Raw genomic sequence first — 13,066 nt, 5'->3', positions numbered from 1 at the left:
GCCCGGTCACCGGGAATGGACATGGGTGCCGGGCAGGTCGCCGGGCTCCCGCCCCTTCCGCGCGACGGCGGCGAAGGCTTCGGCGAGGGGGCGCCAGGTCCGCCGCAGCTCCGGCTCGGCGGCGTCCACCTCGGCGCAGAGCCGGGCGGCGTCGTGTCCGGCCGCGGCCAGCTCGGCGAGGTTCGGCCCGGTCCACGACCGGAAGATCTCCGGCGACGCCTCGGGGTGGAACTGCACGGCCCAGGCCCGCTCACCGAGGCGGAAGGCCTGGTTGGGGTAGGCGGCGCCCGTGGCCAGCGGGACGGCGCCGGGGGGCAGGACGGTGACGGCGTCCTGGTGGTACTGCACGGCCCGCGCGGTGAGCGGCAGCCCGGCGAACAGCGGGTCGGCGGCGGCGGCCGGCAGCAGGGACACCTCGCCCAGCCCGACCTCCAGCCCCGCCTCCCCCGGACGGACCTCTCCGCCGCAGGCCAGCGCCATGAGCTGGGCGCCCAGGCAGATGCCGAGGGTGGGCAGCGACGCCTCGACCGCCCGTCTGATCAGCTCGCGGGTGGCCGGCAGCCATGGCGTCCCCTCGTCGTCCCAGGCCGACGGCGCGCCGCCGAGCACGACGAGACCGGTCACTCCCGTCCCGGCGTCGAGGGAGGGGATCTCCTCGGCCAGGTACGGCCGCACGGCCTCGCAGGCCAGGCCCGCGCCGGCCAGCCACCCGGCGAACAGGCCGAGGCCCGCCTCGGCCTCGTGCTCGACGATCAAGATCCGGTTTGTCATCCCTCAATTATGAGTGTCCGAATCAGCGCCCCCGCCGGTGGAACGCAGGAGGGACGCGGACCCGCACCGGGCGGATTCGCCCGCCGGGACGAGAGGCGGCGGCGATCCCCTCTGACATCGCCCGGCGCGCAATGCGTGTAACTAATGGGACTTATGGGATCTAAGCCATATCCAACCGAGAATTCCCTGCGCCGAGCCGTGAAGGATGTATATACGGTGCAGGTCCCGCCTCCGAAAGGCCCGCGACCGGGATGACCGATCAGTCCGACATAAGGCTCATTACCGGACAGATCAATCTCTACCGGGCGGGGTCTTCGGTGGCCTACAGTTACTGACGTCAGGAATTCTTATTTCCGCCGCGAGGAGATCGATGGCGCCTCCCCCCGAAGAGCCGCGCGAGCCCGCCTCCGGCGGCACGACGCCCTCCGCGCCCTCCGAGGGGCAGGCCGACGCCGCCAAGGAGCTCTCACGCCAGGTCGAGGAGCTCACCCGCCGGCTCGCCGCCCTCGCCGAGACCGTGGGGCGCGAGCACGAGCGGGCGGCGCACCGGGAGCAGGTGATCGACCGCCTGCACGCCGAGAACCAGCAACTGCGGCACGGGGCGCTCCAGGAGGCCCTGACCCCGGTCAGGGCGGCCCTGTACCGCCTGCACGACACGGTGGCGCGCGAGGCGGCGCGCTGGCAGGGGCCGCGCGTCCCGTCGGCCGAGCTGGCCGGGCCGCTGTTGTCGGCCATCGCCGAGGAGCTCGCCGAGGTGCTCGGCCGCACGGGCGCCGAGCGCGCGGGCGTCAAGGCGGGCGACGCCTACGACCCGGCCCTCCACCGGCCGGCGGGCACCAGCCCGGTGGCCGCCGGGGATGACGGGACGGTCGTGGAGGTGCTGGGCGAGGCCTTCACCATGGGCGAGCGGGTGCTGCGCAAGGCGCCGGTGGTGGTGGGGAGGGCCGACGACCGGGCGGCGCAGCCGAAATCCACCGACCCGAAAAAAGCGAAGAAACAGGATAAAGCGGGCAGCGCGGACGACCCGAAGCAACAGCGAGGCAATCGAAAAGACGGCAAGGCCGACAATGCGCGTGACGCGGTGAACGGCGCCGCCGAACGCGCCGGCGGCGGCACGGAGAAGGGGAGCGAGTAGGGGATGGCTGTTCACGGGATCGACCTCGGTACGACGTATTCGTGCATCGCCTATGTCGACGACGTCGGCCGTCCCACGGTGCTGCGCAACCTGGAGGGCGCCGACACCACGCCCTCGGTGGTGTTCTTCGAGTCGCCCGACAACGTCGTGGTCGGGGCGACCGCCAAGGACAGCGCCGTCCTGCACCCCGACCTGGTCGTCAGCCGCATCAAGCGCGACATGGGGCAGGACACCCCGCGCGTGCGGCACGGCAGGCCCTACACCCCGGAGGAGATCTCCGCCTTCGTCCTGCGCAAGCTCGCCGACGACGCCGCCACCGCGACCGGCGAGACGGTGGACGACGTCGTCATCACCGTCCCCGCCTACTTCGGCGCCGCCGAGCGCGACGCCACCAGGAAGGCCGGGCAGATCGCCGGCCTCAACGTCATCGACATCATCTCCGAGCCGATCGCCGCGGCCATCACCTACGGGGTGCTCAACCCCGACCAGGACCACACGATCCTGGTGTACGACCTCGGCGGCGGCACCTTCGACACCACCGTGATGCGCATCCAGGGCGGGGACATCGAGGTCGTCTGCACCGACGGCGACCACGAGCTGGGCGGCGCCGACTGGGACGACCGCCTGGCCGAGCACCTGGCCGAGCGGTTCCGCGAGGAGCACCCCGACGCCGGCGACCCGCTGCTGGACAAGCACTCCGAGCAGCAGCTCCGCCGCGACGCCGAGGATCTCAAGAAGACCCTGTCCACGCGCGCCCAGCACGTCGTCCGCGTCATGCACGAGGGCCGGGTCAGCACCGTCGAGCTCACCCGCGCGTCCTTCGAGGAGCTCACCCGCGACCTGCTCGACCGCACCGTCGAGATCACCCGGCGCACGATGGAGACCGCCACCGGCAAGGGGGTCGCCGCCTACGACCACCTGGTGCTCGTCGGCGGCTCCACCAAGATGCCCGCGGTCACCGAGGCCCTGCAGAAGGAGTTCCAGCTCACCCCCCGCCTGCAGGACCCCGACCTGGCCGTGGCCAAGGGCGCGGCCCTGTTCGCCTTCGAGGAGACCTACCGCCGCCTGATGCGCTCCGGCGAGCCGGCCAAGGCCAAGGAGATCGCCGAGCGGGCGGGCCTGAGCGCCGAGCAGCAGGAGCAGATCGCCGGCCGCACGATCAAGACGGTCGCCTCGCGCGCCTTCGGCATCATCGTCACCGACAAGGAGACCCGGCGCCGCAGCGTCGAGCACCTCGTCCACGCCAACGACGCGCTCCCCGCCGGTGTCACGCAGGACTTCTACACCATCGACAGCGGGCAGACCGGGGTCACCATCGAGGTCATGGAACAGGCCGGCACCGCCGAGTCCGAGGAGGTCGAGGACAACGGCGTCATCGCCGAGGGTGTGCTGAAGATCCCCGCGGGCAAGCCGGCAGGGTGGCCGATCGAGGTCACCTTCGCCCTGGACGCCTCCGGGCTGCTGCAGGTCACCGCCCGCGAGCGCGAGACCGGCGAGGAGCTCGAACTGCGCATCCAGATCGGCGGCATGTCCGAGGAGGACGTCGCCGAGTCCCGGGCCGCCCTGTCCCGCGTCCAGGTCAGCTAGCCGGGCGGTCGCATGGCGTTCGACGAACAGCGCTACACCCGGGAGGTGCTGGAGCCCGCCCGCGAGGCCGGCGGTCTCCCGCCGGAGGACCTGCGCGTCCGCTACCAGCTCACCGAGGCGATGACGGCCGCCCAGGTCGCCGAGACCGTGCGCCAGGTGCGCCAGTGCTGGCGGCGCGCCCGGGGCATGCTGAAGTACAAGCGGCTGGCCGACCGGCTGGAGGCCGACCACGCGCGGTTCTCGCCCATCTTCACCGCCGCCGCCGAGGGCGACCTGGCTCCGCTGCGCGAGGCGCTGGGCGACTCCGAGCGCAGGGCGGCGCGCCGGCTGTCGGGCGCCGGCGGCCGGCTGGAGGACGCCGCGGGGCGGCTGCGCATGCTCTCCCCCGCGCTGCTCGCCACCATCGCCCGCTCCAGCGGCGTCAGCCAGGAGGAGGCCGTCCGGCTGGCCGCCGAGCGGGACATCGAGGTCCGCGACCCCGACCCGCTGCCCGACGCGGCCCCCTACCCCGGGTTCGCCAAGGTGCGCGAGGCGCTGGACGTGCTCGGCGCACCCCACCTGGGCCGGTTCCTGTTCGGCGACCGGTGCGCCGAGATGCGGGTGCTCGACGGCTTCGCGGTCGCCGGTGGCGGCTCGGTGCCCGAGGCCATCGCCGAGGTGGGACGCCACTGGGCCGCCCGCACGCGCGGGCCGTGGACCATCGGCGCCGACACGGTGCTGGCCGCCCTGCGCAACTCCCCCGACCCCGCGGCGCTGGTCCTGTACGACATCGTGTCCCGCCTGCGCGAACGGGTCCGCGAGCACCCCTACGACGACACGCTGCTGCGCCACGCGACCACCGAGCTCGACCTCGCCGCCGGCGACGCGCGCCGGCTGATCTTCGCGGTCCGCGGTGAGGGCGGCCTCGGCGGCGGCGCGGCCTCGCGGCTGCGCGAGCTGGTCGACGCCGGAGAGATCCACGCGGCGGCCGACTTCGCCGAGGCGCTGGAGCCCGGCGCGCTCACCGGCGACGCCGCCGAGCTGGCCACCGAGGTGCGGGCCCGGCTCGCGCAGGCCGTGCGGCTCAGAGAGCGGGCGCGCACCGCCCTGGACCCCGACGACGCCTGGCTCGCGGCGCGCGACGCCCTCCAGCGCGTCCCCGACCTGCCCGGCGCCGCCGAACTGCTCGCCCGGCTGGCCCCCCACCCGGCGCGGGCCGTGCGCGCCGCCGTCCAGGGCGAGGGGGTGAGCCTGGTCTGGCAGCCCTCTCCGTCCCGGGCCGGCCGCATCGTCTACGACGTCTACCGCGACGGCATCCTGCTGGCGACGGCCGAGCGGCCCTCCGCTCGCGACGAGCAGCCGCCGGTCAACACCCCGGTCGCCTACTGGGTGGTCGCCCGCAGGGACGAGGCCGTCGCCATGCCGGCGCTCGCCGCCACGGTGATCGTCCGTCCGGAACCGGGCGACCTGCGGCTGACCGCGGGCGACGGGGTGGTGTCCGGGCGCTGGACGCGGCCCGCCGAGGCCACCCGGGTGATCGTCGCCCGGGACGGGCACCCGGTGCCCGCCGGCGACACCGGGTTCCGCGATAGGGACGTCGCCAACGGCACCAGCTACAGCTACACCGTCCGCGCCGTCTACGCCGACCCCGACGGCGAGGTGGTCACGCCGGGCGTGCGGCGCACGATGACGCCCCTCGGACGGCCGCGGCCGATCACCGACTTCACCCTGCGGCCCGACCCGTCGGCGCCGGGCACCTTCCTGGTCCACTACGAGGAGCCCGCGACCGGCGCCCTGGAGATCGTCGGCCTGGACGCGGCGCCGCCCTGGCCGATGGGCACCACCCTGTCGCTGACCGAGCTGCGCGCGGCGACCCGGGCCGTTCCCTCGGCGCCCACCCGCGACGGCCAGTCGATCCGCCCCGGCGGCGGCCAGGGCGTGCTGCTGGCGGTCACCGTGTCCGGCGAGCTGGCCACCGTCGGCGCGCACATCGAGCACGTCAACCTGGCTCCCCCGGCCCGGCTCACCGCCCAGCGCCGCGGCGTCACCGTGTACGTCGGGTTCGTCTGGCCGCCGGACGTCCCGGAGGTCGAGGTCCGCTGGAACGGCCGCAGCATGATCGTCAACTCGGCGGCCTACCGGGCGCAGGGCGGGGTGCGGCTGGACGTGCCCGAGGGCGAGCCGGTCACCGTCGAGGTCGCGCCCACCTCCATGGTGCGCGGCGAGCGGGTACGCGGCGCCGCCGTCAGCCTGCACCTGCCCGGCCGCGTCCCGGTCCGCTACGACCTCAGCCAGCAGGGGCCCGCCTGGCGGCGCTCGCTGGTGGTCGAGATCACCGCCGACCGGCCCGTCCGGCTGCGCCGCCTGGCCCTGGTGCTCAAGCCCGGGCACGTCCAGCCCAAGTCCGCCGACGACGGCATCCTGCTGGACGACTGGACCGACCTGGAGGTCCCGGCCCGGCTCACCGTCCCGGCCCCGCGGCAGGCCAAGCCGTACTGGCTGCGCTGCTTCGCCGAGGGCGCCGTCGAGAGCGCCCCGGCGTGGGAGCCCTACGGGGACGCCCCGGCGGCCGGCCGCACCCCCATTCCCGGCGGCGGGCCCGGTCCCTCGTTCGGCGGCGGCCTGGTGTTCGACGACCCCGATCCGGGGCCGGCGCACGGCCACGGCGGCCCGGGCGGCGAGGTCGCCCTCATCGACCCGCCGGTCCGGCGGATGAAGGTGGGATGACGCCGTGGTGATCACCTGCCCGTTCTGCTTCGCGCGGCTCGATCGCAACCGCATCGCCTTCCGCTGCGCGGGCAGGTCCGGGCGCGGCGGCGGATGCGACGCCGTGCTGGACGAGACCCTCGCCGACTACCTCGGCTCGCCCGCCGCCGCGTCCCTGCCGCCGGTGTTCTCCGTGCGCAGGCCGGGACGGCGGGCCGACTGCCCCAGGTGCACGCGCTCCACCGGGTGGCGGGTGTGCCCCGAGTGCCACAACCGGCTGCCCGCCGAGTACTGCGCGAACCCCGGCAAGATCGTCGCGCTGGTCGGGGCCAAGGGGTCGGGCAAGAGCACCTACATCGCCGTGCTGCTGCACGAGCTGACCAACCGGGTCGGGGCCGAGCTGGACTCCTCGCTGGTCGCCTGCGACGACCGCACCATCGCCCGCTACAAGCAGGACTTCGCCCGGCCGCTCTACGGCGAGCAGCGGCTGCTGGCCACCACCCGGCCGGCCGCCACCGAGCCCCGCGACCCGCTGGTGTACCTGCTCACCCGCACCGTCCCCGGGCGCCTGCGCTCCAAGACCATGTCGCTGACGCTCGTCCTGTTCGACACCGCCGGTGAGGACCTGCGCAGCCGCGAGTCCACCGAGACCCATCTCCGCTATCTCAACGCCGCCGACGCCATCGTCTTCCTGGTGGACCCGCTGGAGCTGCCCGGGGCCAAGGCGTCGCTCAGCGGCATCGCCGCGGCCAGGAGCGGCGTCAACGCGGGCGACCCCGACAGCGACCCGATCAACGTCATCAGCCGGGTCACCGAACTGCTGCGCGACCGGGCGGGGTCGGGGCGGCTGAAGGTGCCGGTGGCGGTGGCGCTCAGCAAGATCGACGCGTTGCAGGAGGGCATGGACACCCAGTCGGCCCTGCACCGGGCCCGCACCCCGTCCGGCACCCTCGACCTGGACGACCGCGAGGCCGTCCACGAGCAGATCAGGGCGCTGCTGGACGAGTGGCAGGCCGGCATGGTCGACCGCTACCTGCGTCAGCACTTCATCGACTTCGCGCTGTTCGGCCTGTCCGCTCTCGGCGGCGTCCCCGGCGCCGACAGCGTCGGCCCCGGCGGCATCCGCCCCTACCGCGTCGAGGACCCCCTGCTATGGCTCCTCCACCGCTTCGGCATGCTCACCGGAGTCCGCCGATGACCCCCACCCACGCCGTGCGGCGGGGAACCCCGCGCTCCTCGGCGGGCATGGAAGGGGGCGGGGCCGATGGCGTGGCAGTTGCATTACACCTCCGCTGAGGCGGGGCCCGCCGGGCGGGCGGGGTTCCAGTTCGTCGCCGAGTCGCCGGGGCTGCCCCCCGGCCTCGCGGGCAAGGTGGCCCCCTACCTGTCCTACCGCCCGCCGCCGGGCGCGCCGCTCGCCCCCACTCCGGCCGAGGTCGCCCGGCTGCCCGTGGCCCTCGCCTACGGTCCGGCCGGGCCTCGGTACGTCCTCACCCGCTGCGTCTACCTCGGCCAGGACTATTCGGGCCGGTACGGCAACTACCTCGGCCACGCCGTCGTCGCCGACCCCGAGGAGCTGACGGGCCTGCGCCCGGTGGAGTTCTGGCAGGCCCCCCTGTGGTCGGACGTGCCCGCCTCCTCCGGGACGGCGCTCCCGGCGCTCACCGACCTGCCGCCAGGCGACCACGTCGACCCCGAGTCGCTGGCCTCCTGGCTCGCCTCCGGCGGCGAGGCCGCCTACACGCGGCTCGGCGCCCTGCTGGAGGCCGTCGTCAAGGCGCTCTCCCAGGGCCACGGACGGCTGGTGCTGGTCTGCGCGGACGTCGAGGAGATCGTGCGCTGGATCGGCGTCATCTCCTACTCGCTCCCCTGGCAGGTGGCCGCGCGGCTGCCGTTCTGCACCTACAGCGCCGACCCGGGCGCGGCGCCGCAGGTCATCGTCGGGACCACCCCCGACGTCTGGCTGCCCTCCGACATCGACGCCGCCGTGGTGCGGCTTTCCGAGCCCCCGGCCGCGGCGGGCCCCCCGCTCGGCCGCTTCGCCCGTACGGTCGCCGAATGCTGGCGGCGCATGGACCTGGCCGGCATCGACGCGATCGGCGAGCTGCGGTCCGCCGGCGGCCTGGACGTCGAGGGGTTCGAACCGGAGACCAGCGCGGCGCTGCTCGCGCTGTGCCGGGGCGACGACAGCGTGACCGCCGAGGAGCAGTCGGCCATCGCGCGCACGCTCTCGCCCGGCCTGCCCGACTGGCTGTGGTCCGACCTCGGGCGCGTGTGCGACCGGATGGAGTACGAACTGGCCGACGCCGCCCGTGCCCTGGCGCCCGCCGAGACCGCCGAGCTGTGCGCCGCGCGCTGCGCCGTCCTGGCCCTGCGCGACCCCACGCTGCCGTCCCCCGCCCCTCCGGCGTGGCCGCGGACGCGCGAGACGCTGCGTGCGGAGGCCGCGCGGGCGCTGGCCGACGTCCGGGACGCCTCCGAGCTCGTCCAGATCGCGGCCACGGCGGAAGCGGTCGGCGCGCCCATCGACCCCGCCGGCCTCGCGCTCGCGGCCCACGCCGTCGTCCGTGCGGGCAGGGGCGACCTCGGCCTCCTGCTCGAACGGGTGCCGCCGGGCATGCGCGAGGCCGTGCTCTCGGGAGTGGTCCGGGGGCTTGAGGAGTCGGCGCCGGCGGTGCGCGGGCGGATGCTGAGCGACGAGGTGTGCGACCTGCTGGCCTCGCGCGACCTGTCGTCCGCGCCGCTCACCGGGACGGCGGTGATCCTGTCCCGGGTCAGGCGCGACCGCCTCCCCCGCGTCGAGGCCACCGTCCAGTTGATCACCCTCCACGAGACCGCGACCGCCGCGTCCGGCCCCGGCCCCGTTCCCGGCGCCCCGCACAGCCCTGTTCCCGGCACCCCGCACGACGTCGGGCCCGGCGCCCCGCACGACCCCGGGCCCGCGTCCGGTTCGTCCCCTCACGGCGCCGAAGACGCCTGCGGCTCCCCTCTTCCCGGGGCCGGGGACGCCTCCCAGGCCCTTCACCCCTATGGTTCAGCCTCTTCCCGCGCCGCCCTTTCGCACGGATCCGTGGACGCGGCGCATTCTCTGGGGGCGGGCGGGAGCGGCGACGACGTGCCGGCCGGGGCGCTGGACGCCGCGGTGTTCGCGGTGTGGGAGCAGGCGCCCGGCCGGGCCGAGTGCGAGGCCCTGGTGCGACGGCTCGGCGCCGCCATGAGTCGCTCGCCGCACCTCAGCGACCTGCCGGCCCGCACCTTCCTCGCCGAGGGCGTCGAGGCCCCCGCCCTGGTGGGGCTGGCCGGGCTGGTGCGGGACACCGTGCCCGGATATCCCGCCGCGGACGCCGAGGTGGTGCTCCTGGTCGCCGGCCTCCGGGAGGCCGCCGACCCCGCGGGCGCGGCGGCGACACTGCGGCGGCTGGAGGACCTGCGGCCGGACTCCGACGACGAACTGCTGCGGGAAGCGCTGGCCTGCGCCGCCCGGACCACGGCCGACCGGGAGCCGCGCTTCCGCGCCGAGGTCATGCGGCGACTGCCCGAGGAGGCGAGGACCGGGCTGGCCCACGCCTGGCTGGAGGAGCGCAGGAGCCGCGACGAGCAGGCCGCCCTGCTGGAGGTCGCCGTGCGCCTGCACCTGGCCGGCGCCACGGTGCCCGAGCTGGACGCGTGGGCGAGATCGCAGCTCACCGGCTGGTCGCCGTTCGGGTCCGCCGACTCGCGCTTCAAGCACGACCCGGAGCTGGCGGCCGGACTCAAGGAGATGGCGAAGGGCCGGCGCACCCTCCCCTGGCAGCGAGACCCCCGATGACCCTCCACATGAGCCCCTCGATGCCCCTCCACATGAGCCCCTCGAAGGGGGTGGGCTGATGCCGTTCGTCTTCGGCGTCGCGGTCGTGCTGTGGGGCGCGTGCATGTACTTCGGGTTCCTGTACGGGTTCCCGGTCGTCGCCACGCTGACCCTGGCCGCCGCGACCGCGGCCGGTGTCGGGCACTACTTCCTGCGTGCCGGGCGGGTGCTGCTCCCGGTCACGGCACGCGGCGCCTCCCCCGTCGTCGCCGGCGCGGCGGACGCGGAGGGCCGTCCGGGCGCCGCCGAGACCGATCGGGACCCCGTCTACCGCCACTACCTGTTCGGCCAGATGGCACTGGACTGGTGGCGGACGCAGCGCGCGGCCGTCCCCGCGATGGCGCAGGCGGCCAGGCGGGCGCTCGGCACGGTCACACGGCGGCTGATGACCAACGTCCAGGGATTCTTCGTCCTGCCCATCTGGCTGGCCCTGGTCGCGGGCGTCGCCGCGGCGGTGGTCCCGCTGGCCGCCGTCGCCGCCGCGCTCACCGCCGCGTACGCGCTGGTCGCGGCGGCGGGGCTGCTGTTGTGGCTGAGCTGTCTGCTGTTGCTGCTCTGCGTGGAGACGGTGTTCATGCGGGCGCGGCGCATCCTGCAGACCTGCCCGCACCCGCAGTGCTACGCGCGCATCAGTCTGCCCGAATACGCCTGCCCCACCTGTGGGCGGCGGCACCGCCACCTGGCTCCCAACCTCGACGGGGTGTTCCGGCACGTGTGCCGGTGCGGCACACGCCTGCCCACGGCCATCGTCCTCGGCCGTTTCCGGCTGCCGGCGTACTGTCCCGAGTGCGGTCGCGCGCTGCCGCCCCGCATCGGCAGGGCCCGCATCGAGCCGCTGCCCTTCATCGGCGGGCCCGACGCGGGCAAGACGACCTTCATGGTGCTGGCGCTCAACGCGCTGAACCGGGTGGTGAAGGACGCGCAGGGCCGCGCCGGGTTCGTGGTGGAGGGCGATGAGATCGCCTTCTCGCGGCTGCGCCAGGAGCTGCGGCTCGGCAGAGTCTCCAAGACCACGACGCGGGCCCCGTCGGCGACCATGGTGGACGTCACGCTGCCCGGCTCGCGGGCCCGCAGCGGCAACCGCATTCTGTACCTGTTCGACCCCTCCGGGGAGGGGTTCACGGGCGCCACCCAGGTGGAGGCGATGAGCTACCTGGCCCACGGCGAGGCGATGCTGCTCGTGGTCGACCCGTTCGCCCTGCCGCTGGTGCAGCTCGGCCTGTCGGAGGGCGAGCGGCAGTCCCTCCAGCGCGCCGGCGTCGTGCTGTCCCCCGAGGACCCCTCCGACACCTTCCAGCGGGTCAGGAACGAGCTGGCCGCACGGGCCGACGGGGGCCGGCAGAAACGCGTCGCCGTCGTCGTCACCAAGGCCGACCTGCTCCGCACGACGGCCGTGGGCCAGGACGCCGACCGGCTGCCGGAGTGGTTCGACGGGGTCGGCCTGGGCAACATGGTGCGCGACCTGGCCAGGACGGCCGCCGAGGTGCGCTACCTGGCCTCCGGGCTTCCCGCCGACGACACCGCCGTCGCCGGCCTGCTCGCCTGGCTGGTCGGCCTGCCCGTGAACGGCTCCGACCCGGACGGCCACGACCACGCCTCCTCCGCGAGCGTCGCCAACGGCGCCAAGCTCAGGCTCAACGGGAGAGTCCGCCTCGCCACGGCCCCGGCTCGGCGGGACACGGCGCGGGACGCGTCCACCGGACCGGGCACGGTGACAGAGCCGAAGGCGGAACCGGCCGCGGGCACCCGGCCCGGCAGTCCGCGGCCCGACGGGGACGAAGGCACGGACGCAGGCCGGGACGGCTCTGAAGGGGACGGCGATCCGGAGCTGACGACGGCCGACCTGCGCGGGCCGTGGGCGCCGAGCCGGGGCGCGGAGGACCGGGTGCCGCTGACCCACCGGCTGCTGCGCTGGTCGATCTTCGGCGCATCGGCCCTGCTGGGCACAGGCGTGCTGGCCCTCCTGGCGATCTGGGCGGTCAGCCTGATCCGCGCCGGCCTCGCGCTCTGACCCGGCGTCCGCACGCGCCGACGGGACCGGCCCTCACACGAGGATGCCGGGGCGGGGCGTTCAGGCGGGGATGATCCAGGTGGCCTTGGCGGCGGCGACGAGGGTGCCGTCCACTTCGTACACCGCGCTCTCGCCGAAGAGCTTGCGCCCTTCGCGCCCGGTGGAGCGTGCCACGACGGAGTAGGTGCCGTTCGGGTACACGCGCCGGAAGACCTGCGCCGTGATGCGTCCCAGCAGGCCCGGGCCGCCCTCCCCGGCGTTCGCCCACCCGGTGGGGCAGTCGAGCGCGGCCCACACCAGGGCGTCCGGGACGACGCCGTCGTCGGTCACGGTCACCGGCACCCGCCACCCGGCCGCGACCAGGCCGGTGCCCTCGACGGGGCCGGGGAAGATCCGCAGCCCGTCGCCCGGGTCGCGCAGGCCGCACACGAAGCATCCGGGCGCGGGATGGCCGCCGGTGAGCCCGGGGAAGCCCGCCTCGGCGCGCGCGGCGTCGGTGAAGGGCACGAAGGGCGGCGGGGTCACGTCGAGCGCGACGGGGATCGCCTCCACGAGCACCTGCCCGTCGAGGGACAGCGACGCGGAGTTGGCCATGTGGCTCACGGCGAGTTCGGTGTCCAGCGGGACGGGCCGGTGCAGGGTGACCTCGAGCGCGTGGGCGCAGTCGAGCCGATCGGCGAGGGTTCCGGCCAGCGTCCCGGCCACCCAGCCGCCGTTCGCCATCCCCTCAGGGCCACGGAACCGGGCCGGTACGGTAAGCGCGGTCTGCACACCTGCGGACGTCGTTGTCATGCGGTAGCACCCCCCATGCTGCTCCCAACAGGAGCGATAGACCGTAAATTCCGGTAGATACCGCCAGATATTATCCGTACCGCTTGATCGTCATTGCATCAGCCGACGATGACGGAGCCGTTAGCGGTGCGTAACGGCGGCATGACGCATGAGAGCCGGTCCGCCCACCACCATCGGCTCCCTTGACGGAGATCACCGCGGTCGATACCTCTTGATGCGTCGCGACAGACGGTCCCGG

At 74.8% G+C, this 13,066-nt stretch carries 8 protein-coding genes; 6 read left to right on the top strand and 2 right to left on the bottom strand.

The genetic code is table 11. The features are described 5' to 3' along the window. Positions 1-6: 6 nt before the first annotated feature. A complete protein-coding gene (locus tag ACFQSB_RS11485; RefSeq protein WP_380826171.1) occupies positions 7-771 on the bottom strand; it encodes a type 1 glutamine amidotransferase in 765 nt (254 codons plus the stop codon). Positions 772-1,141: 370 nt separating this feature from the next. Between ACFQSB_RS11485 and ACFQSB_RS11480 the strand changes: the two genes are divergently transcribed. The 6 genes from ACFQSB_RS11480 (at position 1,142) to ACFQSB_RS11455 (ending at position 12,036) form a co-directional block, all read left to right on the top strand. Further along, on the top strand, positions 1,142-1,906 hold the full coding sequence (locus ACFQSB_RS11480; RefSeq protein ID WP_380826169.1) for a nucleotide exchange factor GrpE: 765 nt from the start codon (positions 1,142-1,144) through the stop codon (positions 1,904-1,906). 3 nt (positions 1,907-1,909) lie between these two features. Next, complete coding sequence (locus ACFQSB_RS11475; RefSeq protein WP_380826168.1) at positions 1,910-3,493, top strand: Hsp70 family protein; 1,584 nt, start codon at positions 1,910-1,912, stop codon at positions 3,491-3,493. 12 nt (positions 3,494-3,505) lie between these two features. Continuing rightward, complete coding sequence (locus ACFQSB_RS11470; RefSeq protein ID WP_380826166.1) at positions 3,506-6,199, top strand: fibronectin type III domain-containing protein; 2,694 nt, start codon at positions 3,506-3,508, stop codon at positions 6,197-6,199. Between the two features lie 4 nt (positions 6,200-6,203). Continuing rightward, a complete protein-coding gene (locus ACFQSB_RS11465; protein WP_354843613.1) occupies positions 6,204-7,376 on the top strand; it encodes a TRAFAC clade GTPase domain-containing protein in 1,173 nt (390 codons plus the stop codon). Between the two features lie 66 nt (positions 7,377-7,442). Continuing rightward, entirely contained in the window at positions 7,443-9,986 is a 2,544-nt protein-coding gene (locus ACFQSB_RS11460) for a GAP1-N2 domain-containing protein (RefSeq protein WP_380826163.1), read from the top strand. Between the two features lie 58 nt (positions 9,987-10,044). Beyond that, the gene (locus tag ACFQSB_RS11455; protein WP_380826162.1) at positions 10,045-12,036 is read left to right on the top strand and encodes a TRAFAC clade GTPase domain-containing protein; all 1,992 of its coding nucleotides are present in this window, start codon (positions 10,045-10,047) and stop codon (positions 12,034-12,036) included. A 60-nt stretch (positions 12,037-12,096) separates the two neighbouring features. Here the strand turns inward: ACFQSB_RS11455 and ACFQSB_RS11450 are convergent, their stop codons facing one another. Beyond that, a complete protein-coding gene (locus ACFQSB_RS11450) occupies positions 12,097-12,828 on the bottom strand; it encodes a hypothetical protein (protein WP_380826161.1) in 732 nt (243 codons plus the stop codon). Between the last annotated feature and the right edge of the window lie 238 nt (positions 12,829-13,066).

Origin of the sequence: Sphaerisporangium rhizosphaerae (genome assembly GCF_042665155.1) — a bacterium.
In the GTDB taxonomy this organism is placed as follows: Bacteria; Actinomycetota; Actinomycetes; order Streptosporangiales; family Streptosporangiaceae; genus Sphaerisporangium; species Sphaerisporangium rhizosphaerae.
This window is presented reverse-complemented; position numbering and strand designations above follow the sequence as displayed.

Coding starts and splice junctions, on each gene's coding strand:
- ACFQSB_RS11460 (WP_380826163.1), top strand. CDS start 7,443: ATGGCGTGGCAGTTGCATTACACCTCCGCTGAGGCGGGGCCCGCCGGG.
- ACFQSB_RS11470 (WP_380826166.1), top strand. CDS start 3,506: ATGGCGTTCGACGAACAGCGCTACACCCGGGAGGTGCTGGAGCCCGCC.
- ACFQSB_RS11480 (WP_380826169.1), top strand. CDS start 1,142: ATGGCGCCTCCCCCCGAAGAGCCGCGCGAGCCCGCCTCCGGCGGCACG.
- ACFQSB_RS11475 (WP_380826168.1), top strand. CDS start 1,910: ATGGCTGTTCACGGGATCGACCTCGGTACGACGTATTCGTGCATCGCC.
- ACFQSB_RS11485 (WP_380826171.1), bottom strand. CDS start 771: ATGACAAACCGGATCTTGATCGTCGAGCACGAGGCCGAGGCGGGCCTC.
- ACFQSB_RS11455 (WP_380826162.1), top strand. CDS start 10,045: ATGCCGTTCGTCTTCGGCGTCGCGGTCGTGCTGTGGGGCGCGTGCATG.
- ACFQSB_RS11450 (WP_380826161.1), bottom strand. CDS start 12,828: ATGACAACGACGTCCGCAGGTGTGCAGACCGCGCTTACCGTACCGGCC.